We start from the raw sequence: 23,890 nt of genomic DNA, 5'->3' as shown, positions 1-23,890 counted from the left end.
GTTTTTCTAAACAGTTAGGGAGTGTGTCCGCAGGTAGTGTTCCCTGATCTCTCACGACCAGTGCGCGATATCAAACTCTTCAACCACGCGTCTGACTGTCGCCCCTCAGTTATTCCAATAAATTAAATCGCAGATATCCAGACCATGAAGTTATCGTTTTCGCAAAAACTCTGGTTGCCGCTGGTCCTCAATCTTCTTTGTCTCGCAGCGCTCTCAGTTACTGACGCTTATAGTACGCGCGATGTGCGTCTTGAGGAAAGGAAAGCCGATCTTGTGCATACCACCGAAATCGCGCTGACAGTGGTAAAGGCCTATGCTGAGCAAGCGGAAGCGGGAACGATGCCGGTCGATGAGGCCAAGAGAAAGGCCATGGCCGTCATGCGGAAAATGCGCTACGGCGGATCAGGAGGATTCTTCACAATTATGAATTCGGACGGCGTGCTTCTCATGTACCCGATCACTCCAGAACGAGAGGGAAAGAACTTGCTCGGATACGAGGACGCGAACGGCGTTCGCCTCTATCAAAACATGGTCGACATCGTCAAGCGCGAAGGCAGAGGATTCACGCGCTACTCATTCGCCAAGCCGAACTCCAACGGAGTCTTTCCGAAACTCTCTTACGTCGACAGCTATCAGCGATGGAATTGGATCTTTATCTCAGGCGTTTATATCGACGATATCGACACTGCGTTTCGTGCCACTCTCTATCGTAGTCTAGGCCTTCTGGCAGTCGCGTCCGTTTTGTTGAGCATGGTGGTCGTCGCCCTGAACCGCGGCATCTTGCGCTCCCTTGGCGGCGAACCAGCTTATGCTGCGGAGATCGCAACACGCATTGCCAATAACGATCTTGCGGTCGTCGTTCATACGGAGCCTGATGACCGTGTCAGTTTGCTCTACTCGATGAAGCGAATGCAGGAGCAACTGGTTCGGACGATTGGCACGATCAAGATCTCCGCAGAGTCCATCGCTTCTGCGACGAGCCAGATCGCAACGGGCAATCAGGACCTCTCGCAGCGCACCGAGGAACAGGCCGCCTCGCTGGAGGAGACGGCTGCCAGCATGGAAGAGCTCACGTCAACCGTCAGCCACAATGTCGACAATGCCCGGCAAGCAAGTCATGTTGCGGCGCAGGCCGTGGATGTTGCCGAGCGCGGCAGTCTGGTTTTCTCGCAAGTCGCAGAAACAATGGCGGGTATAAACGCGAGCGCCGATAAAATCGCAGACATCGTTGGCATGATTGAGGGTATTGCGTTCCAGACAAATATCCTGGCATTGAACGCAGCCGTCGAGGCAGCGCGAGCGGGCGAACAGGGGCGTGGCTTCGCAGTCGTAGCATCGGAAGTTCGTTCACTGGCGCAACGCTCCTCCACGGCATCAAAGGATATCAAAGACCTCATTGTGGATTCCGTAGAGCGCGTGCGGGACGGCACAGAGTCTGTTCGTGCGGCCGGCGAGACGATGAATGAGATTAGCCGATCGGTACAGCGCGTAACCGACATCATGGCTGAGATTGCTGCTGCATCCATAGAACAAGGAAAAGGCATAGGCCAGATAAGCCAGGCGGTTATTCAGATGGATTCAGTGACGCAACAGAACGCAGCTCTCGTCGAGGAGGCCGCGGCGGCGGCAAGTTCCCTCGAGTTACAGGCGGACGAATTGCGGGCTTCTGTAGCGATCTTCCGGATAGCTTGAGAAATGTGTTGTTGACAACGGGCACCCGAATACGCGGTGCGCAAGATTGTGCAGGGGCAAGAGCCGACACCCGTTGCAGACTTAGCATGCACGGTATACCGATAATCAGACCGATGGAGCAGCCATGATCAATTTCGTAATCACACCGCCAACTCATCCATGCGTTGCGGTCGCAGGGAGTTCAGCGCGCTTTCCTGTCCGGAGGGTTTTCTGCGTGGGTCGGAACTACGCTGCGCATGCGCGTGAGATGGGAAATGACCCAGACCGCGAACCGCCGTTTTTCTTCACGAAGCCTGCCGATGCGGTCGTGCCTGCCGACGGCACGATTCCTTACCCGCCGTTGACTTCAAGCCTTCACCATGAAGTCGAGATGGTTGTTGCAATTGGTCGCGCCGGCTTCAATGTGAGTGTTGAAAGAGCGCTTGACCATGTATGGGGTTATGGCGTGGGCATCGACCTCACTCGCCGCGATATCCAGGACATTGCCAAGAAAATGAGCCGCCCATGGGATTGGGCAAAGGGCTTCGACTCCAGTGGTCCTTGCGGCCCGTTGGTGCGCGCGAGCGCAATAGGGCATCCGTCACAGGGAAAAATCTGGTTGAGTGTGAACGGGACGATTTGCCAGGAAGGTGACCTGAACGAGATGATCTGGTCTGTCGCGGAGATCATTGCGGCAATCTCAACAGGTATCTCACTGGCTCCGGGTGATCTGATTTTCACGGGCACGCCAGCCGGCGTTTCAGCGCTATTGCCTGGCGACGTCGTCAAAGCAGGTGTTGACGGTGTTGGCGAGATCTCGTTCGATATAGCACACGAAGCATAAATTCAGAGGATGCTTCGGGCAGCGAGACGTACTCTGCTTTCGAAGCATCACCCATGATCACACGGATACCTGCCTGCGCAACAATGCGTGCCCGGGCAGTATCACGCCTCCCGCAGATTAGCGAGAGAAGTGTCTCGCCGCCATTGGCCAGTTGTACGCCAGATACCACATAGGGGCAGGCGCCCTCTGTACACGGAACGCGCCATTGGATGCCGATAACTCTAATACATTACTACGGCCATCCGACGGCCGACCGGCCGCGCGGGAAATTTGAGAAAAATCGACAAGCCGTCCTTCGCCAGGCCTGAACGTCTCGAACCTGATCGGATGGCGATGACTTCTGGCTCCGGATAGCCGGTACTACGCAGGCAAGCGTCATCCCTGATGACGCTTGCGCGGCTTCCTTGCCGGATGCCTCGAACTTGCACCTCGTGCACCAACTGACACAATCTTCAGTGCCCGTGATACAGATTGTCGCCAATGCCAGGCTTTCCCGCCCCCGTCGCACCAGTCCTGACACCAGTTTCGGATACGCCAGCTGCCGGCGGTCCGAACGATGACGCGCTTTCTCCCTTGCGTGCTGCGTAGATCAACGCGCGATCTGGCTGGCTGTCCGGGTAGTACGTCTTGCTGAATGGAATCTGACCGGAGATCTCTGCCGCGATAAGTTCTTCTCGAACTTTGGAGCGCGTCTTCGACGCCACATCGATTGCATGGCTGGCGATCGGCGAACCGATAAGTGCGGAGATGACTACGAGCTTGCTAACGTGATTCATGATTGTTCACCTATAGAAGTTAATGAAGGTCGCAGCGCGAATGAACGGCACCTCTACATCGAGTTCACGCATGCATTCTTTTACGCATTGATTATTTCGATACGCTACGAAGCATTGATACTTAAATATCGACAATCAAAACGTAACTATTAGTCGACGTACAAAATCAAGCGATGAATCGATGCCTGCAATGTGACTATAACTTTATGCTGGAGCAAAAGAAAACGCTTCCGATTGAATTCACTTATGCAGATTGCAATACAATACATTTAACTTTGTCGCGTAGCTAACTCTATGGGAGGGAGATACTATTGAGCATTGTTTTTGCGAAAATTCGGCATTTCAATTCGACAATACGCGCACTAAGCTAGTGATCAACAGAGCTGATCGGCTCAACAGATCACAATCGATGTAGTTTGATCACGAGGTTTTTTAGTTTCGCCGTGCATCACGCGCGGTTTTTCGTTCGCCCCAGCTCGCCCAACAGGCGCCGGCTTAGCTCCCTTTCGCGTCGGTGACCCCAGGATGAATTCAGAGTTGCGCAACTGACAACCCGCCATCCTGAAACGCGCGACGTATTTTCGGAATTGGGGACACCAGTTTCGTTTTGCAACACCCAACACAATCCGGCGGGACCTAATTGCATGCCTTCGCCGCGTTTTTCGGATCAGACAGTCGGCAAACTAACCTGCGAGTAAATTAAAAATGATCCAACGGTGCATCGTATGCAAAGTCTTCATCTTTAAAACTGCTTATCGATGCACCCAGCTTTCTTGATGATGGATTTCATGGTGATGGACTCCTGAATACGATTGTGAAGGGCTGGACGCAAGCAACGTCTGCAGCAGTTGGTCGATTCTAGGAAACCGTCGTACAAGGGTAAACAACAAGAGTATAAAATGACTGATTGCGCATCGTGAATAATCACGACGATGGTCCCCGGCGTCAATGTCATGGGAGTTTCTGGCTAACGCGTGTAGCCCGCCCGACTTGCTTTAACACGGGGATGGCGTCGGCATCCGCGCCGTTGGATCTCGCATCGTGCACGCGGTGCATCCGGCCGCGCGGAACAGAATTCTTGCGGAGCGAAATCAACGTATGACCGAATAAAGCAAGCCGTGCAACTCGGCGGCCTGCCGCGAGGCGGGATCTCGTTGCGTCGCCATCCACGAACGTTTCCGTCTCGCGAGCAAGTGACGGGTTCCCTTCAATTGCGAACGACGCACGACAATCCCGACCGACGGAGCGTCCTGCGAGCTCTGAGCACGCTAAGTTGTCGCTTGCCGCCGGAATTGAGCGATGGAGTGCTACAAGCGCGACGCTGTTCGGAGATACGGAGCAAACCGCTTGACCATACCCTACGTCGCTCGAGCGAATCAAGATGGATCCTCACGCACAGCGGACCAAGGTACTGGAATATTCGGGCGCCCTGGACTGTCTATCAAATATTGCGATTTGAATTAATAGCGCAGCAAGCGCATGCGGACATATCTATTCGACATTGTGTCTACGAGATTGAGCGGACCATTCCCGACGGGAATGAAAGATATGTGTGTCTACATACTTCTGCGCGGCGAAGCAAGCATGCACCATCTCGCCATGTCAACTTTACCTTAGGTAAGTCATCATGCTACGCCTTTATCGAACTCTCATCGTTACAGCGCTTCTTGCCACGCCGCTGGCCAGCCATGCAGACGACACGACGCCCGTAACGCGTCAGCAAATGTGAAACGAGCATATTGTCGCGGAGTTGTCCGCCCAGTTTCCGGCGAGTAAAGCGCGGCATCCGGAAGCGGCACCCAATCGCGCAGCGATGTAGGCGTCATATAAAGCTGCGGTCCATGGTGGGTATGGGCCGTCGAGCGCCAACGCGTCTAATTCGTTGACTAACCGCCTGCGCAATCGGCTTTGGGCAAAAACGCGTTCGACGAACGCCCATGTCGAACAAGGAAGCTAACTATTTCCGGCGATGGCGGGCAATGTCCCGTTGATGATGAAGGACGTCGTGCTTTTCGCCGCATCGGTCGACTTGCTGGAGCAGGGTGTCAAACGGGTTCGCGCCACTGCGAAGAACGTCTGAGTTGAATGAGGCAGGCGTGCGCAAAGCGATGCTACCAGGAGCATGCGTGGGTGGGTAGTAGTCCGTGTCGCAGGCGATCTACTCCAGCGGCGCGTGCGCGAGCTCGAATAGATGCCCGTGACAAGGCCCCGACCTGGCTGCGGAGGGCGGCCAGTTTCCCGCCAACCCTGCTACTTCACGCCCTCGTGCGAGCGCGGATCGATGATGAAGGATGGCGTATTTCGCAAATTCGAGCGCGGGGCGAGCATCCGCTTCATATCTTCAGGAATTAGCCAGTTCGCTTTGGCGAAACCTGACGATCGCGAAACGCTTGTTGCGGTCGTGCCATAGAGGAGTTCCGCCACGTGTGCGAGAAATGCAATAAGAGGGATCCGGGTACGAACAAAGCTGGCCTTGGTCGAGACTGAATTTCCTTGTCATTCCGACAATTGCGGGCTGAGTCGTCGGCAATGCCGACAACGTACTAGTTGATCAACGCTTCCCTAACTTTGACACTTGCCGTTCCATCAAATTGAGTGCGCCGTGACAGACCGAACGATGTTCAGCTCAGGCCGATATCTTGAGCATTTCGCGTCCATTCCAAAACACGTACGCTGGACTGCCGCACAGATCGAACGATCTATGCGCGACACCATAAATGCCCGTCCGGGCGCGGGTGACCTTTGGGTGTTCGCCTATGGGTCGCTAATATGGAACCCTGTCTGCCGGTTCGAGACACGCCGCAAAGCCACTCTCGACGGGTGGCATCGGAGTTTTTGCCTTAGAACGATCGCCGGACGCTCCAGCCCGCGGTCGCCGGGCAGAATGCTGTCCCTAGAGTCTGTCGGAAAGACCGAAGGAATCGCGTTGCGCTTACCAGTGTACGCACTTGAAGAGGAATTACCCCTCTTATGGGTCCGGGAAATGCCGACGGGCGCATATCAACCGATCTGGGCGCCGATAGCGATGGAGGATGGCACCTGCCCAACGGCATTGATATTTGTTGCCAATCAAAATCACCATCTCTATGAGCCCAACGCGTCCGTTGCTTCAGTAGCGGCGTTCATCGCGTCAGCCTACGGTCCCCTCGGAACGAACGCTGAGTATCTTTTTAAACTCAAGGAATCGCTAGCAGCCTGGAACATCGCGGATAGCTATATAGACGACCTGGTTGACGCTGTCATCCGACGTCAATCCGAGTTAGATTGCCCGTGATCGGTTGAAGCAATTACTGACAAACGGTCTGAATGGCTCGATGCTAGCTCGCGAATGCCATCGCCAAACCGGTCCGCGGCGCACCGACGGACGATGAGGCGCACTACGGGCACGCAGGCCCGTGCGGGACTGTGGGTGCCGGGTCAGACATGCCTGTGGAGAATGGGAGTTATTCCCCTGGCTCTCTACCAGCGCGACGCGGATTCCCTGAAGATGACATCAGGATGAACCGACGGTGCATCTACCCAGAACCGACGTCCCCGATCAACCAAACCGGAAACCTATCATGTCGCTACAGGACAAGCTCGACGCATTCAAGGCTGACTTCAAGTCAGGCAAGCCGCCGTACCACGCGCCGCCCGAAATCCATCCGATTATGGAACGCGCGACCACCGAACTCATCGCCAGCGGACAGGCAAGCCGCGCCGTCAAGGCCGGCGACCGCGCACCGCGATTCCGCCTGTTGGATCAGGACGGCAATAAGGTGTCCTCCGCCGAACTGCTTGCCAAAGGACCGCTCATCGTCACGTTCTACCGCGGCGTCTGGTGTCCGTACTGCAACCTCGAACTGCAGGCGATGAACGAAGTCCTGCCGCAGATTCAGGCGCTCGGCGCCAACGTAGTCGCCATCTCGCCGCAGACCGCCGTCAACAGCCGCAAGTCCGTGCGCACCAACGAGCTGCGTTTCCCGGTACTGAGCGATGTCAGGAACGAGACCGCGGCGGCCTTCGGCCTGCGTTTCAATCTGCCCGACTATCTGATCGAACTGTACAAGAAGCTCAAGAACGATCTGCCGGCGTTCAACGACGATCCGAGCTGGACCCTGCCGATGCCGGCGCGCTATGTCATCGGTCAGGACGGCCTCGTGCTGTACTCCGAAATCAATCCGGACTACACGCATCGCCCCGACCCGTCGGAAATGCTGCCGGTCCTCGGGAAGGCCACCAGCGCTTGACCCATGCCCCCGTCCGCGCCGCCACGCGGCGCGGCTTTGACCTTCATTCCGGAGCATCCCATGACTACACGCACTTTCCTGATCACCGGCGCAACCAAGGGTATTGGACAAGCGCTCTCCGAACGCCTTGTGCGAAGCGGTAACCGCGTCATCGGTCTCGCGCGCGAAGATGCGGAATTTCCGGGCGAGCTAGTCCGGGTCGACCTCGCAAATCGCGACGCGACCGAAGCAGCACTGCACGATTTGACGCGCCGCCACACGATCGACGGCGTGATCAACAACGTCGGCCTCGTGCGCCCCCAGAACCTCGGGAACATCAACCTCGACGATCTGAACGATGTCCTTACGCTCAACCTGCACCCGACCGTACAGACCGTCCAGGCGCTGCTACCTGGTATGCGCGAACGTCGCTGGGGACGTATTGTCAACATCTCCAGCTTGACCGTACTCGGCGTAGCCCAGCGCACCGCGTATGCAGCGGCAAAGGCCGCACTCGTAAGCTTCGCGCGCTCGTGGGCTTTGGAATTGGCTGATACAGGCATCACTGTCAACGCAGTGGCACCGGGGCCAACAGAAACCGAACTGTTTCGAGCCAACAACCCGCCGGGAAGCGAGAGCGAGCGACGTTACCTCGCCGCCGTGCCAATGGGACGCGTCGGAAAGCCCGACGAAATTGCGGCAGCAATTTCATTCCTGCTCTCGGAGGACGCTGGTTTCATCACTGGTCAGACGCTGTATGTGGACGGCGGGGCATCAATCGGCAAGGCCCCGTTTTGATCCACGGCGCCGCTTCGGGTCGGTGACGCAGCGATATTCGAGTCGAAGCGACGAGACCTCATGGTGTTCAGTAGCAAACGAATCCTCTTTTTCCGCTTTCCGATCCAAGCTTCCCGCTCTTTCCACGAATGCAGCAATTTCGCGGGCCCTGGCAGTCACTAGGAGCCCGGAGGGCGAGAGCCCCCCGCGGGTGGACCGTGGCGGCGTCCAATCGGCCAGCTCGACCCAGCCTTTCTCGACGTAACGTGTTCCACCCGCACGTTGCGCGTGGGGCTTCTTTTACCGTGACAACCCAACATTGAGGTACGTATTATGAACAGGCTTCTTAACAAGACGGCGGTCATCACCGGCGGAAACAGCGGTATCGGCCTAGCAACTGCCCAGCGGTTCGTCGAAGAAGGCGCATACGTCTTTATCGTCGGCCGACGTCAGGCGGAACTCGACCGCGCGGCCACCCTCATCGGCCGGAACGTGACTGCCGTGAAGGCGGACGTTACGAATCTCGACGAACTCGATCATCTGTATTCCATCGTCCGGAATGAACGCGAAAATATCGACGTGCTCTTCGCCAACTCCGGATCGATCGAACACAAAACACTCGAAGAGATCACGCCCGAGCACTATGACAAAACGTTCGACGTCAACGTCCGTGGTCTGATCTTCACCGTGCAGAAGGCGCTCCCGCTATTGCGCGACGGCAGCAGCATCATTCTCACGAGTTCCATCGCGGGTATCATGGGAATCGATGCGCACGATACGTATAGTGCAGCCAAAGCCGCCGTTCGCTCTCTTGCCCGAACCTGGACGATAGAGTTGAAGGGGCGCAATATTCGGGTCAACGCGATCAGCCCGGGCGCGATCGATACGCCGATCATCGAAAGCCAGGTAACGACGGCGTCAGAAGCAGACGAATTACGCGCAAAATTCGCCGCCGCCACGCCTTTGGGCCGCGTTGGGCGACCGGAGGAACTGGCGGCCGCAGTATTGTTCCTTGCGTCAGAGGACAGCAGCTACGTTGCGGGGATCGAACTATTCGTGGATGGCGGCCTCGCGCAGGTTTGATCGACGTCGTATAACGATGTTGACGCACAGGTGAGCAACACCGCGTCCGGAACCGGCATCGCGCGGATAGCTACGTGTCATGCATCCGGACGCGCGGCGTCATGCTGCGTTGCGCTATCTTGAATCGTCTGCAATTCCGAATTCGTTCATCGAGTATTCGATGAATGCCTGGACCTTCGGCGCCAACGCACGCATCGCCGGATATAGCAGATGAATCGAACGCTCGGGTGTCGAGTAATCTTCCAATACCCTCACGAGCGTGCCTTGACGCAGATGTGGCTCGCGCGGCTTTGACAGTCAACTTCCCAGTGCGTGATCAGAAGATCGATTAGCTCGTTCCGGACATCAGCTGATTCGACGTACGACGCGACAAAGCGGTACGGTGACCCGAAACGTCGACAATCCCAAATTCATGCATCGAGTATTCGATGAATGCCTGGACCTTCGGCGTCAACGCACGCATCGCCGGATATAGCAGATGAATCGAACGCTCGGGTGTCGAGTAATCTTCCAATACCCTCACGAGCGTGCCTTGACGCAGATGTGGCTCAACAACGTAATCATGCATGTAGACGATGCCCGCTCCCGCCAGTGCCGCGTCGACAATCACGTCGCAGTGGTCGATGGTCTGCTGCGCCATGTCTCCTATCCTGACCGTCCAGCTTCTGCTTCCGTGCCAGAACTGCCAGTCACGGTGCCGCCGCGAATCGGCCGACTGAAAGGCGACGCAGTCATGAAGTGCAAGATCGTCCGGTGTGGCCGGATACCCGTGTTCTTCCAGGTATTCCCGACTCGCGCACGCAACCCATCTTGCGACACCAATTCTGCGTGACGTCAGCTTCGGCGGAATGAGCTCGCCGATCCGGATCGCCAGATCGAAACCGTCGTCGATCAGATCGACGATCGCGTCCGACAGACTCATCTCCACCACGACGTTCGAATGGAGCTGGCGAAACTTCGGCAGCATCGGCACCAGGACCGAACGGGCATACCCGATGGGCGCCGTAATCCTCAACCGCCCCGACGGGGCGCTCGCCGCGTCCAGTAACTCTGTCTCCGCCAGCTTCAATTCGGCCAGGATGTCGCGGCACCGTTCGTAGAACATCGCGCCTTCCGCGGTCAACCCGACGTTTCGCGTCGTCCGGTTCAGCAGTATCACCCCCGTCTGCGCCTCCAGCCGGCTGATGGCCCGGCTAATGCCCGAACCGGTCAGGCCCATGACCCGGGCGGCTTCCGTAAAGCTCCTCGATTCCGCAACCCGCACGAATGCCTCAACAGCGGAAAGATCCACTCGCTACTCCTACTGTTTGCCAGCGCAGCGCTCGACGTGGCGCGTCACTCTCCAACCGATTCGCTGTAGGCCATGGCCGACATCAATCCGTCCACCTCACCCAGGTCCTGCGGCGCCAGCCTGAACAGCCAAGTTCCGTACGGATCGGTATTGACGCTGCCCGGGTCGTCCTGCGCCAGCGCATTGGACTCGACAATCTGCCCCGACACCGGTGCGTGAATCTCCGATGCCGCTTTGACCGACTCGACAGTTGCCACAACCTCACCAGCTGCGACAACCTTTCCTGCTCCGGGCAATTCGAAGCTCACAATATCGCCGAGCGATTCCTGCGCATGTTCGGTAATTCCGACTGTCAGAGTCCCGTCGGATTCGACGCGAACCCATTCATGCGTTTCAGCGTACTTAAGATCGTCAGGCAAGCTCATGGAGTGTCTCCTGGTTGGCAGGCCGGTTGAATGTCGGCCCATTGTATCGACAACGCACACCGCGCAACAGTCGCCACGAATATTCAATTCTGCGGTGACTGACAGTCAATAGACGTCACGACATGTAGTTTCCCAGAATCGTCTGCACAGTCACGCGCCTTTCCTCACAACGCAGCTGCCAGTCCCGCGCGCAGCAGGCCGGAAAGAGCTAGTGGCCTACGGGACGTCGCACGCATAGCGGCTTTGCAGCCCCGAGTGACGCTGGCGAAATCCATGAGGTTACTTTGACCGTGGGCTTGAGTCGGCACTATTACTTACCACATTGCTTCAAATTGAACATCCGGTACGGAAATCGTATCACTGACGCCCAGGCGATAAACTCAGACCATCGATGCCGACCTGACTATCGAGAAGCGGAGGGCACGTGAATCGCTTTTATCGCGCTGAATCAAGATTGTCTTGCGTGATCCGAGCGCCCACAACGCATACCGTCGTGCCCCCGCCTCACACTCGCACCCTTGTTGGGAGTACCAGTTGTCGAATTCAAGTGAAGGAGCCCGCACAGTGTTAGACCGTGCCGCCGAAATACTGTGGGAAGATGGAGATATAACCTTCTACCGAACTCAGAGCGTAAATGCCAACGACGAGCAAATTTCGACGCTAGCCGCCCGAGCGAAGGGATTCCCGCCGAGCGCTGCGAGCCGGGAACGCCTTTTACACGAATACGGACTTAAGGATCAACTTGACGGAGCGTGGTCGATCCGCCCCGTGGAACTCGTACGTCGTGGCGATCAATTCGTTCTGAAATTCGAAAACTTCGACGGCGTACCACTTGCGCGCACACTTGGTGAACCGTTCGGTGTCGTTCGATTTCTTCGACTCGCCTCTCGCATTTCAGCGGCGGTCAGCCATATGCATCGGCACGGCCTGGTTCATAAAGACCTCAAGCCTGCCCACATACTCGTAGACGAGTCATCGGGATCGGTACGTCTCACCGGCTTTGGCATTGCGACACGATTATCGCGTGAGCGTCAGACGCCCGAGCCACTCGAGTTTATCGCCGGTACGCTTGCTTATATGGCACCCGAGCAAACCGGCCGCACAAATCGGTCTATCGACGCGCGCAGCGACCTCTACTCCCTCGGCGTCACGCTCTACCAACTGCTTACGGGCTCATTGCCTTTCTCGGCAGCAGACCCAATGGAATGGATACATTGTCACATCGCGAGAATTCCGCTCTCACCGAGCGAACGAGTTCCCGGCATACCTCTCCAGATCTGCGCAATCATCATGAAGCTGCTTGCGAAGACGTCCGACGATCGATACCAGACTGCCTCTAGCGTCGAGAACGACTTATCTCGTTGTCTTACCGAGTGGAACGCAACCGGCCAGATCTCCCATTTTCCGCTGGCTGATCACGATCTCCCCAATCGGCTTCTGATTCCAGAAAAGCTTTACGGACGGGAGCAGGAAATCACGACGCTGCTTGAAACATTTTGCCGTGTCGCCGTCAACCAACGGCCAGAAGTGGTACTCGTTTCGGGCCATTCGGGGATAGGCAAGTCCTCCCTCGTCAACGAACTGCACAGCGTCACGTTGCCATCACGAGGGCTTTTCGCATCGGGCAAGTTCGATCAATCCAAACCCGACATTCCCTATTCGACACTCGCGCACGCATTCCAAGGCCTGGTGAATCTGCTGCTCGCAAAGAGCGAGACCGAATTGGTGGCCTGGCGCGACGCGCTCTTGAGCGCGGTTGGACCGAACGGGAAGCTTATGACGGATCTAATCCCAGGATTGAGGCTAATCGTCGGCGACCAACCTCCGGTACCCGACCTTCCGCCGCAGCAGGCACAAATGCGCTTCCGGCTCATATTTCGACGGTTTGTCGGTGTCTTTGCGAACGATGCTCATCCCCTGGTGCTCTTTCTCGATGACCTGCATTGGGCCGACGATGCAACGCTCGATCTGCTCGCTGATCTCGTGACGACACCCGATGTCCGCCATCTGATGCTGATCGGCGCCTATCGGGACAATGAGATCGACGCGAGGCACCTGCTGCGACTTACCCTAAACGCGTTCAGGGACAACGGCACCGCAGTACAAGAGATCAATCTGCGTCCCCTTGCACGTGAACATCTCGCACAATTGATCGCCGACGCGCTTCGACGTAGCAGGGAATGTGTGGAGTCACTCACCGATGTCGTCTCGCAGAAGACCGGCGGAAGTCCCTTCTTCGTCGTGCAGTTCCTGACCGCACTTGCCGAGGAGGGGTCGCTCACCTTTGACCACGACACCGCCTGCTGGACCTGGAATCTCCAAAGCATGCAATCGAATCGCCACACCGACAATATCGTCGAGTTGATGAGCGAAAAGTTAGGTCGTCTTCCATCCGAAAGCAGGCAAGTACTACAGGAACTCGCGTGCCTTGGAAGTGCTGCCAAGATTGGTATCCTTGCGAGTATCCGTCGCACATCCGAGAGACAAATCGAAATGGAGCTTTCGGGTGCAGTCGCGTCTCAGCTCGTCGAGCGCCGCGCCGACGCGTATCGGTTCGTTCACGACCGTGTTCGCGAAGCGGCGTATTCAACGATTTCGGATCGGGCACGCACCCATCTCCTCATCGCCCGAATCCTGGTCGAGTGCACGGCGGCAGAGAGACTCGAGGAAGAGATATTCGCAATTGTCAATCAATACAACCACGGCAGCTCTCTGGTGCTGTTCCAAGAGGAACGTGACAAGATAGCCGGATTGAATCTGACCGCAGCGCGGCGCGCAAAGGCCTCGACTGCCTACACGTCCGCACTCGCATATCTCAGTGCCGGGATGGACTTGCTCGACGAAGCCTGTTGGAATCGACACCACGATCTGATCTTCTCGCTCGAACAGGAGCGTGCCGAATGCGAGTTCCTTAGCGGAGAGACCGCCGCCGCCGACCGTCGGCTGACAGCTTTGGCCACGCATGCATTGAATACTCGCGAACGTTTGTCTGTCGTATGTCTTTTGATGGATGTTTGCACAACACTTGGCCGCAGCGACCGGGCCATCGCAGTTGCGCTCGACTATTTGCGCCATATCGGCATCGTATGGTCGCATCATCCATCTGCGTCGGAAGTTCAGCGCGAGTACGAACGGATTCTTCTGTACGTTGGCAGCCGTTCCATTGAAGACATGATCGACCTGCCGACCATGGGTGACCCCGAATCGCTCGCAGCCGTCGAAGTTTTGACAAAGCTGCAGCCCGCGGCAATCTTCACCGACTCGAATCTCACATGCCTCTGCATCTGCAAAGCCGCCAGCATCAGCCTCAAACACGGTATTTGCGATGCATCCTGTCTCGCATTCGTTGGGCTTGCCCGCATAGCCAACATCAAGTTCGGGCATTACGAAATCGGACTCCGATTCGGCCAGCTTGGCTATGCACTTGTCGAACAACGTGGACTCTTACGATATAAAGCCAGCACCTACCTGTGCTTCGCCGTATTCGTGATGCGCTGGACGCAACCCGTCCGAGAGAGCCGCCCCGTTCTGAAAAGCGCGTTTGACGCAGCGAATCACATTGGCGATCTGCAATATGCGGCTTACAGCTGCAACAATCTGAATTCCGATCTCCTCTTTTCCGGCGATCATCTCTCCGATGTGCAGATCGAAGCTGAGCGAGGGCTCACGTTCGCCCGAAACGCACGACACGTACTCGTCGTCGACATTATCAACACACAGCTCGCATTCATTCAGATGCTGAGCGGTTCCGTTTCAACGTTCGGTCGACTCGACGGTCAACACCTAGTCGAACAATGTTTTGAGCAACATCTATCAGGAACGCCCGAGTTGGCCATTGCAGAGTGCTGGTACTGGATCCGAAAATTGCAGGCACGCTATCTGACGGGCGACTATCTCGCGGCTACTGACGCCGCGTCTAAAGCACACTCGCTGCTCTGGACATCGGAGTCGTTTCTCGAAGAGGCCGAATATCATTTCTACGGTGCGCTGGCCTGGATTGCCCGCCGCGGCGTCGCACCAGACAACGAAAAGCAGCAATGTCTGGAGCGTGCGACTATGCTACTCGGCAAGCTCGCCACTTGGGCAACGAACTGCCCACACAATTTCGAGAATCGCCTCGCGCTCGTGGAGGCCGAAATCGCCTGTATCGAAGGGCGCTTGCTCGAAGCAGAGCAACTCTACGAACGTTCAATCCGCCTCGCCCGCGAGAACGGGTTCGTACACAATGAAGGGCTTGCCAGCGAGCTGGCGGCGCAGTTCTACGCTGCACGGGGTTTCGAGATTATTGCCCACGCGTATTTGCGCAACGCTCGATACTGCTACCTAAGCTGGGGAGCGGGCGGCAAGGTGCGTCAACTCGAAGCGAAATATAAGGAGCTGATTGCCCAGGACACTACCATCGCTCCAGCGCGCACGATTCGCACATCCGTCGAACGCCTCGATCTCGGCACTGTGATCAAGGTATCGCAAGCAATCGCGGGCGAGATCATACAGGAGAAGCTCGTCGATACGATTATGCGCATGGCGCTCGAACAGGCCGGCGCGGAGCGCGGCCTGCTGGTTTTATCGAGCGGCGAGGCGGCACGCATTCTCGCCGAGGCGTCGACGACCTTTGACACCGTTTCAGTACGACTATGTGACGAGCCGCTTTCGTCGACTGCGCTGCCTGAAGCCGGGCTCCGCTACGCGTGGCGAACCGGGGAAAACGTCATTGTCGACGACGCGATTGCGCAATCGACCTACGCCATCGATCCATACGTGGTTGCCAACCACACACGTTCGATGCTGTTTCTCCCACTGATCGCCCATACGAAGCTCGTCGGTGTGCTTTATCTCGAGAACAGTCTCGCTCCGGGTGTCTTTGTCTCAAACCGGATTGCCGCCCTGAAATTGTTGACTTCGCTGGCAGCAATCACGTTCGAGAATGCCCGCCTGTATCGAGAACTCGCGCAGCGGGAAGCAAAAATTCGCCGTCTCGTCGATGCAAACATCGTGGGGATCTTCATCTGGGATTACCAGGGGAAAATTCTCGACGCCAACGACGCATTTCTCAGTATCGTGGGGCGAACCCGCGAAGAGCTCTCTACAGGCCAGTTGTGTTGGACGGAACTCACGCCTTCCCGATGGCTTGCGCAGGACAAGCGAGGACTTACCGAGCTCGATGCGACCGGCACGCTCCCGCTGTACGAAAAGGAGTTTTTCAAGGCTAACGGCAATCTCGTACCGGTTCTGGTCGGCGCCGCCACGCTTGAGGACGACGGAAAGCAGGGTGTCGCTTTCGTCCTGGATCTTACTGACAGAAAACGAGCCGAGGCCGAAATCCGTGAGAGCGAACGCCGGAATCGCGAAGTGCAAACTGCGTTCGCTCATGCCTGCCGTGTTGCCACGATGGGCCAACTGACCGCGTCGATCAGCCACGAGATACGGCAACCAATCAGCTCGATTGCGACCAATGCGTCGGCCGGTCTGCGCTGGCTGAACGCGCCGTCACCGAGGCTTGATGAAGCGCGCCAGATTCTGGAGCAGATCACCCGTGACGCAATGCGCGCCGACGCAATCATGAGCCGAATACACGGATTCGTCAAAAATACGCCGACGTACATAGAATGGCTACAGATGAACGATGTCATTCTTGAAGTCGTTGCTCTGACGCGCGGCGAAGCTGAGAATCAGGGCATTTCGGTGCAAACACGATTGTCGGAATCAATGCCGGCGATCCACGGCGACCGTGTCCAACTACAACAAGTCGTGATGAACCTAACCATCAATGCGATCGAGGCGATGCATACCGTCGACCGCGAAAGGACCCTCACTATCCGTTCTGATCTGGACGAATTGGGCGACCTGGTTGTCACAGTCTGCGATTCCGGACTCGGATTTTCCCCAGAGGATGTCCAGCGTCTCTTTGAACCGTTCTACACAACTAAGACAAGTGGCTTGGGAATGGGATTGTCGATCTGCCGATCTATCGTCGAAGCACATCAGGGCAAGTTGCGCGCAACAGCGAATTCACCCTTCGGTTCAGTCTTTCGATTCAATTTGCCCGTAGACGCGAAAGACATATGCAATAGCCTATAACGGACAAAAAAGACTATCGACTGTCGAAATACCTTTCACGAATTGCGTCACATAGCACGAGTCTGATGTGGAACCGGGTAGTTGGGCGCCTAGCTCACTACTGAACACATTACTGTGCTGACTCAAAGGCAACAATCTTATGTGGAGCCGGCTAGACGAGCATTCTCCAGAACAGATGACCCGTAGAAAACGGCAGCGCTGGACGTCCTGATCAGCCATCTCCCGTCCCGTTTAACCTCTACGAGAGCGGCCTATTCGCGGGCGATCGACCCTGGACGCGAAGCACCTCTGGACCAAACGAACCGCCACGTGCGCCGACGTGATGGGATCGCTACAATTCTCGTGATTTCGAATGGGTACTCGCCGCGCGCCCGCGGCCGGACATTAAAATCGAAAACAATCTTCCGGACGCTTGTTCCTTCCGCTGTATTGGTCAACCGGTTCAAGAGGCTTCTCCATGGCTCCCAACTTCGCTCAACGAGGCGGCACGACGAATACCACCGTCGTATACGTGATCGACGACGATGAATCAATGCAGGCTTCCTTGAGCAATTTGCTTCGTTCGGTCGGATTGCGGGTCGAGACGTTTGCCTCGCCCCAAGCCTTCATCGAGTTCAAGAAATCCAACGTCCCGAGTTGCCTGATTCTAGATGTCAGATTGCCAGGCGAGAACGGGCTCTCGTTTCAACAGGAAATGATCACACATGGGCTGCACATGCCCATCCTCTTCATGACCGGTTACGGCGACATGCAGATGTGCGTCAGGGCAATGAAAGCTGGGGCACTAGATTTCTTTCCAAAACCCTTTCGCGATCAGGACATGCTGGACGCCGTCACCCAAGCCCTTGCGCGCGATAGTCAGCGTCTCGCAGCCGAGGAATCGATTGCCTCACTGCGTACTGCCTATGCATCGCTGACGGAGCGCGAGCAGCAGGTCATGGCTCTCGTCAGCGCCGGCTTGATGAACAAGCAAATCGCCGCTGAAATGCGTCTCAGCGAGATCACCGTGAAAGTCTATCGCGGTCAGTTAATGAGGAAAATGATGGCAAGGTCGGTCGCGGACCTCGTTCGCAAGGCGGAGGCGCTCCGAATAGAGTCGAGTCACGAAAAGACGCTCTGATACGCGGACTGCGTCTTACAACCGAAAGAAAGGGCGGCGCCGGCAAAGGTCGATCGTATGCTACCGGAATCCTACGCCGTTACTTGCGGTCCAAGGCGACCATAATCCAGTACATCATAGTCGCCGCCGAATAGGGCTTTCCGATCAACGCGAGAGCACCGCTTCGCGCCCCGCCAGCCCGCAGAACCGGCGTCGAGTACGGGGTAGTGAAAATCGTCGGCAAGTCGATAGGTGTTCGACCAGACGTGCGCGCAATTCGATCCCTAACAGTTCTGAAATGCGAATATCCGAAATGAGACAGGCAGTCTCGTTCGTCCGTCCCGGATCAAGAAACGCGGATGCCGACTCGTACAGAGACACTAGCATCCCCATCGAACGAATAAGGCTACTCAGCGCGAGACAATCCGCTTCGTCGTTATCGACGACCGACACGATAGGACTATTGTGCAAGCTCAGATCCCCAACGTCTCGCATCAATCACGGCAGCCGGGCCGCGGTCTGTATTGGATCGTGTAGATAGATCGCGGGTACGTTTTCCGTGATGATATCTTCGTATCATTCAGCGTTCTAATCACGCATGTCGTATTCGGTCACGGGCCCGAACAATGAGGCACGTGGGTCCCGTGATTGTAGGGAGTTCGTTTGCAAGCGAACGTCGGCAGGTGCGTCGACGAAGGCAAACTCGCCGTATGCGGGAGATGCACGCGATGCCCAGGTCCGCCAGGTATCTTTGTCTAGGGCATTCCAACGGCTGAAAGCGTGTCGCCGTCGCCGTCTGTGCCAGAGACGCGTGCATTTCACGTGGCGGTCCGTCTCTCGCCGAGCGACTCTTACGGCACTATGTCCGATAGGACCCACATGCGACCCAAGATGATGTGTCGTCGAAAGACCTTCGACGCATCTGTCATGGCACTATCGTTGTCGTCGCCCGCGTCACAAGCAAAAGTCCGCCGCAGGCGCAGCGCTCCCGGGAATGGATGACGACATTGTCGAATGACAACGTACCGCGTTTACGCATCCACTGTCGCTGTGTCCGGGTATAGCACGCCTCCTGACTCGGCACTTCTAGTTCACCTGCCGTTGCGGTACATTTGCGAACAGCGGCCCGAGGCCTTCTGCCATCGTCAAGTGTGAAAATATCGCGTCACGCAGTTGCGTATAGGGGAGCTTCGCCAGCATCGCGGCCTGAACCACGGCCACGACCTCGCCTGCTTCTGAGCCGATCTTCGAAAAACCTAAGATATTATCGTCTTCCGCGCTCACCAGCACCTTCATAAAACCTCGCGTCTCGTCTGTGGCTTCGGTCCTCAGAACATTGCTCAGCGGAAGTGTTGCAACGCGAAAGGCAACTCCTTTTTGTTCTGCCTCGCGCTCGTTTATTCCAACTCGAGCAAGAGGTGGATCCGTAAATACTGTATGAGGCACGAGACGGTCACGCTTACTGTGTTTGCCACCTGAAAGGTTGTCACGCACTACCCGGAAGTCGTCTACGGATACGTGCGTAAAGTGTGGACTTCCTGCAGCCTCGCCAATAACCCATGTACCTGGTGCGGTCGTCTGCAAGTATTCATTCACTCGGATGTAGCCTTGCTCGTCTAGTTCTACCCCCGCCTTGTCAAGTCCGATCCCGGCCGTATTGGGGATGCGGCCCGTCGCAACAAGTAGGTCGCTGCCTTCGATCTTGCGCTCCCCGTCTGGCGTCCGCATCACTATCCGAACCGACGCTCCCGACAATCCTTCCACACTAATCGTTTCCGCCGACGTCAACACGTCAATGCCTTCATCGCGCAGAAGCCCCTGCAATTCGTCCGCGGCATCGACGTCCTCAAGCGGAACGAGATGCGGCGCACGCTGAACTATCGTCACGCGGCTGCCAAAACGGCGATATGCCTGAGCCAGCTCCACCCCCACATACCCGCCGCCCAGTACGATCAGGTGCGCTGGCGCATAGTCGAGATTGAGCGCGCCGATATGTGTCAAGGGATTCGCAGCTTCGAGCCCCGGGATGACTGGCATCGCTGCATGCGAGCCAACGTTCACGATCATCTCGTCAGCATTCAGCGTACGCAATCCGCCTTCATTCAGTTGCACTTCAATCGTCCGGGGGCCAACAAAACGCCCATCGCCCATGACCAGGCTCGCGCCGCTCGATTTGTACGCACCTAGATGAAACGACACCTCACGTTCGATCATGCCGCGTTTGCGCGCAAGTACCGCGCAGACGTCGATCGTCACGTCTGCAGTCTTTATGCCGAACTGACTCGCATTCCGCACGAGATGGGCCACCCGTGCGCTGGCTTCGGTGAAGGCATCAAATGGCGAGTGCTGTATCGAAGATGTTGTTGCACACCATTGAAATTGAGACCCGCTGGCACTTTGGTGTTTGCCCGATCGGTAGTTGACGCCTTGGCATCGTTTGGCGGGAAACTCATGCGTTCGTCCTGCTCATTGAAATCCTCCCTGCCCACTACCAAGAATCACTACTTCGAAATGCTCGACCTTAGACATATCTCACTCCGTGTGCTTCTTGCGTGGAATCTGGCGAAGTCCGGCAAGAAGTGCGTTCACCCGGAACATGAGTTCCCCGGGGCTTTACGTCAGGCCAACTTTCCCGGGCGCACGCGATGCCGCAACGCACATCCCGGCAGCCAAATTGCCGATAGTTTCCACCGGAACCGCCCACCCATTGGCGCTCCACGACCGCGAGCGTCTTGGTAGTTTCATACGCATAGCTTTCATGGCTGCGTTGCTCGGGGGTGCCATTGCGCACCCCGAAAGATCGACGTTCCGCGCGCGTACACACTGCTCAGATAAATCGCGCCGTAACCCGTCGACATGAAAGCAGCATTTCTGGCGTATGTAGACAACTCCTCTTTATGGCCAGATAACTCGTCGGCTTCAGTCAATTGCGTATCTGGCCGACTCGATCACATGTTAGTGACTGGACCTGGGGCAGACAACATACATAGGTATCGAGTGGATGTACCTTGGGGCGCGCACCGTTCCGCCTCGCCAGCGCACCTATGCCGCACCTCCGACACCCGCCTGATCGTTACACATGACGACATACAGACGATACCTATGTATGTTGTCGGCAAACTGCGCGGCTTATATCCTCTTTACAGGATCTCCAGGTGAATCGAATGTGACAACAGACTGCGACCGTAAAGCATTGCATTGGGCTTATTTGCGGGAAATGATTCCCTCGATCCTCGCAGGCGAACCTGGGGAGCGCTCACCCGGTGGACGGTCCGGGAAACTCAACGCTGACAAGAACTTAATATTGCCCAGACGCTATCGGTATTCCTGTGCAATCGACGTTCTGATTTTAATGGTCCATGGCTGCCAGTACGTCTGTTGAGTGACATGTCCGTCATGCCCTCAATGTCGATATCGCCCCGCTGTTCTCACCTGCTTTTTCGGGTAGCCACCGTCTCGGGCACCTGCTGTTTTCTGGCTCGAAGGAGAAAAGATAGTGGATCAACTGATGGCACTAGGAACATTTGTGCGCGTAATCGAAACCGGTTCCTTCTCGACCGCTGCACGTTCGCTCGGCGTGGGCCAGCCCGCCGTATCCAAAGCAATCGCAACGTTGGAAAAGCGTCTTGCAGTCCGACTCTTGCTGCGGTCGACACGCGGTCTGACGCCCACCGACGCAGGCGAGGCATTCTACGAGCAGGCGAAGCGCGTGATGCTGGAAGTCGAACAAGCCGAGCATGTGGCGCGAGGAGCCAGCACCCGCCTATCTGGGCGAGTGCGTGTGAGCGCGAACGTTACGTTTGCGCGGTTGCACCTCATACCCGCGCTCAAAGGATTTCTCGACAAGTACCCGGACCTAGCACTTGATATTGTTCTGGGCGATCGCAATGTGGCCCTGCTTGAAGAGGGCGTTGACGTCGGGCTGCAAACCGGAACGCTCGATATTTTGAATATGCCCGCACGCAAACTTGCAGAAGCACCTCGGTATGTCGTCGGTTCGGCAGCCTACTTTGAATGCGCCGGCGTCCCTTGTACGCCAAGTGAACTGACCGCTCATCAGTTCATCAACTATAGCCAGCAAGGCGGCGGGCGCGTGTGGACGTTTCGACAAAGCGACAACGAGTCGACCGTTTCACTTAATGGCCGGCTGTCGGTGAGTGCGATTGAAGGAGTACGGGAAGCAGTTCTCGCAGGCGTGGGTATAGCAATCGCGTCAGAGTGGATGTTTTCGCCCGAATTGAAGAGCGGTCAGGTCAAGGCCGTACTGACGAACTGGCGCCTTCCCCCGTGTGACCTATGGGCAGTCATCCCCGCTGGTCGCATGACAAGTAGAAAGGCGCGCGCTTTCATCAGTTTTGTGCAGGAGACGCTGGGTCATGCCGATAAGGCGGTAACGGCGACACAGTCGTGCAGCAACTACTTTTCACCTTCTGTTCAGGAGGCACTGGCTTCGTGAGGCGACTGACGAGATCAACTTCGGCAAGAAGGCGCACAAGAGCCAGCAGGCGACCTCCGTCCCGTCTCCGTCGGCCGTGCCGCCTCAGGCGGAGAATATGGTCAACGCACCGGTCACTGTAGCCGCGTCATTTTCCACTGGAATGCGCTCAGCGCTTGGAATCCGCACGAGTTGTGTATTCGGTATCTCCGTGACGAACTGGACGCTGTCGTCTTCACCCCACACAAGTAGCTCGGGCGGTTCGGACGCTCGAAGGCACGGCAACAGATCCGTCGTGTGACAACTGTCCGCCGCTCTGGCAAGAGCAGGCCACGACCGGGCAATGCGCAGATCGGTCCACAGATCAAGATACTCCTTCACTTCACTTTCTCTTGCCGCCCTGGCCGAAGCCGTGAGCAGGGACTTACGACGGGCAGCGAGAAACCACGCGCCGACCGCCTCGCCATACTTGCACCGCGCGTGGGCAAAAGCCTTGCCGCCGAGATCGTTCAGGCGCTCAGCAAACAGGCTGTGGTCGTACCCGGTACGCAGGCAGTAGTCATCGCCATGCCGACCCTGGCCCAACAGCTCCCATCTTTCGCGTAAACAACGCGACGAGGTTGCCAGTGAAGTTAAACGCCAGGTGCTCGCACACCCTCCATGGACAGTCCTGACTAGCACGCTGGGAGCCGGCGCCAGGATCGCCGTCCGACTCCTCACGGATGTCGTCCACAAAGCCTTGGCCTTAGCTGCGCATCTCGCCGCCTACGCCGGCCTCGCCCCGGTCACCCCACGAGTAGGCTTGTCTAGCGATGGCTAACACCCCACGGAGGTGGCAACGAGGTACTCAACAGAGCACTCATCCTCTCCGCCTTCGCCGCCTTGCTGGACTCCGTCCCGAAGCACGACCACGCTTGTAAGCCCCAGCAGGGCAAGTGCCACAATCGGGCGCTCGTCGCTCTTGCCGGACGACGGTGCGACGTGCTATTCGCCATGCTGGTGACGGTATCCTCTCTCGAGCGAAATCCGCCCTATTGCGTGACGAATCACGTAGGGGCGCGCTCATTTTCCAACCAGTCATGCTCGAGGTAATACCATCCACCCCTAAATACAATCGCGGGTTCGGGCCCGGTTTGGCGGAGAGGCGAAAGAACACCGGGTTGCCGAATCCTGAGGAGATTGACGTAGTAGCCTTGGCCTCCG

Annotated in this window: 14 protein-coding genes and 1 pseudogene; 10 read left to right on the top strand and 5 right to left on the bottom strand. The window is 56.8% G+C overall.

Annotated elements, in window-relative coordinates; all coding sequences use genetic code 11:
• Positions 1-144 precede the first annotated feature (144 nt).
• A complete protein-coding gene (locus P3T21_RS32650) occupies positions 145-1,692 on the top strand; it encodes a methyl-accepting chemotaxis protein (RefSeq protein ID WP_429260066.1) in 1,548 nt (515 codons plus the stop codon).
• 124 nt (positions 1,693-1,816) lie between these two features.
• Positions 1,817-2,515, top strand: coding sequence for a fumarylacetoacetate hydrolase family protein (locus tag P3T21_RS32645; RefSeq protein ID WP_429260065.1), 699 nt, complete (start codon positions 1,817-1,819; stop codon positions 2,513-2,515).
• A 452-nt stretch (positions 2,516-2,967) separates the two neighbouring features.
• Here the strand turns inward: P3T21_RS32645 and P3T21_RS32640 are convergent, their stop codons facing one another.
• Positions 2,968-3,291 (bottom strand): DUF4148 domain-containing protein, encoded by a 324-nt coding sequence (locus tag P3T21_RS32640; protein ID WP_429260064.1) that lies wholly within the window; start codon positions 3,289-3,291, stop codon positions 2,968-2,970.
• A gap of 2,617 nt (positions 3,292-5,908) precedes the next feature.
• On the opposite strand from P3T21_RS32640, the gene P3T21_RS32635 reads away from it, so the two are divergent.
• From P3T21_RS32635 to P3T21_RS32620, 4 genes are all read left to right on the top strand, one after another.
• A complete protein-coding gene (locus P3T21_RS32635; RefSeq protein ID WP_429260082.1) occupies positions 5,909-6,565 on the top strand; it encodes a gamma-glutamylcyclotransferase in 657 nt (218 codons plus the stop codon).
• A 286-nt stretch (positions 6,566-6,851) separates the two neighbouring features.
• Entirely contained in the window at positions 6,852-7,520 is a 669-nt protein-coding gene (locus P3T21_RS32630; protein ID WP_429260063.1) for a peroxiredoxin-like family protein, read from the top strand.
• 60 nt (positions 7,521-7,580) lie between these two features.
• Complete coding sequence (locus tag P3T21_RS32625) at positions 7,581-8,297, top strand: SDR family oxidoreductase (protein WP_429260081.1); 717 nt, start codon at positions 7,581-7,583, stop codon at positions 8,295-8,297.
• Positions 8,298-8,609: 312 nt separating this feature from the next.
• The gene (locus P3T21_RS32620; RefSeq protein WP_429260062.1) at positions 8,610-9,359 is read left to right on the top strand and encodes an SDR family NAD(P)-dependent oxidoreductase; all 750 of its coding nucleotides are present in this window, start codon (positions 8,610-8,612) and stop codon (positions 9,357-9,359) included.
• 114 nt (positions 9,360-9,473) lie between these two features.
• On the opposite strand, the gene P3T21_RS32615 is transcribed toward P3T21_RS32620, so the two are convergent.
• The 3 genes from P3T21_RS32615 to gcvH are packed head-to-tail and all read right to left on the bottom strand — an operon-like array spanning position 9,474 to position 11,075.
• The gene (locus P3T21_RS32615) at positions 9,474-9,632 is read right to left on the bottom strand and encodes a hypothetical protein (RefSeq protein WP_429260080.1); all 159 of its coding nucleotides are present in this window, start codon (positions 9,630-9,632) and stop codon (positions 9,474-9,476) included.
• A gap of 55 nt (positions 9,633-9,687) precedes the next feature.
• Entirely contained in the window at positions 9,688-10,650 is a 963-nt protein-coding gene (locus P3T21_RS32610; RefSeq protein ID WP_429260061.1) for a LysR substrate-binding domain-containing protein, read from the bottom strand.
• 44 nt (positions 10,651-10,694) lie between these two features.
• On the bottom strand, positions 10,695-11,075 hold the full coding sequence (gene gcvH / locus P3T21_RS32605) for a glycine cleavage system protein GcvH (RefSeq protein WP_429260060.1): 381 nt from the start codon (positions 11,073-11,075) through the stop codon (positions 10,695-10,697).
• Positions 11,076-11,639: 564 nt separating this feature from the next.
• Here gcvH and P3T21_RS32600 point away from each other — a divergent pair.
• Together P3T21_RS32600 and P3T21_RS32595 are read left to right on the top strand one after the other, a co-directional pair.
• The gene (locus P3T21_RS32600) at positions 11,640-17,153 is read left to right on the top strand and encodes a trifunctional serine/threonine-protein kinase/ATP-binding protein/sensor histidine kinase (RefSeq protein ID WP_429260059.1); all 5,514 of its coding nucleotides are present in this window, start codon (positions 11,640-11,642) and stop codon (positions 17,151-17,153) included.
• A gap of 457 nt (positions 17,154-17,610) precedes the next feature.
• Positions 17,611-18,273 (top strand): response regulator transcription factor, encoded by a 663-nt coding sequence (locus P3T21_RS32595; RefSeq protein ID WP_429260058.1) that lies wholly within the window; start codon positions 17,611-17,613, stop codon positions 18,271-18,273.
• Positions 18,274-19,338: 1,065 nt separating this feature from the next.
• On the opposite strand, the gene P3T21_RS32590 is transcribed toward P3T21_RS32595, so the two are convergent.
• Entirely contained in the window at positions 19,339-20,508 is a 1,170-nt protein-coding gene (locus P3T21_RS32590; RefSeq protein ID WP_429260057.1) for a dihydrolipoyl dehydrogenase family protein, read from the bottom strand.
• 1,240 nt (positions 20,509-21,748) lie between these two features.
• Between P3T21_RS32590 and P3T21_RS32585 the strand changes: the two genes are divergently transcribed.
• Both P3T21_RS32585 and P3T21_RS32580 read left to right on the top strand, forming a co-directional pair.
• Positions 21,749-22,708, top strand: coding sequence for a LysR substrate-binding domain-containing protein (locus P3T21_RS32585; RefSeq protein ID WP_429260056.1), 960 nt, complete (start codon positions 21,749-21,751; stop codon positions 22,706-22,708).
• A 402-nt stretch (positions 22,709-23,110) separates the two neighbouring features.
• A pseudogene (locus P3T21_RS32580) lies at positions 23,111-23,718 on the top strand (transposase); the annotation flags it as partial.
• Between the last annotated feature and the right edge of the window lie 172 nt (positions 23,719-23,890).

This window comes from Paraburkholderia sp. GAS334 (assembly GCF_050436625.1).
GTDB lineage: Bacteria > Pseudomonadota > Gammaproteobacteria > Burkholderiales > Burkholderiaceae > Paraburkholderia.
This window is presented reverse-complemented; position numbering and strand designations above follow the sequence as displayed.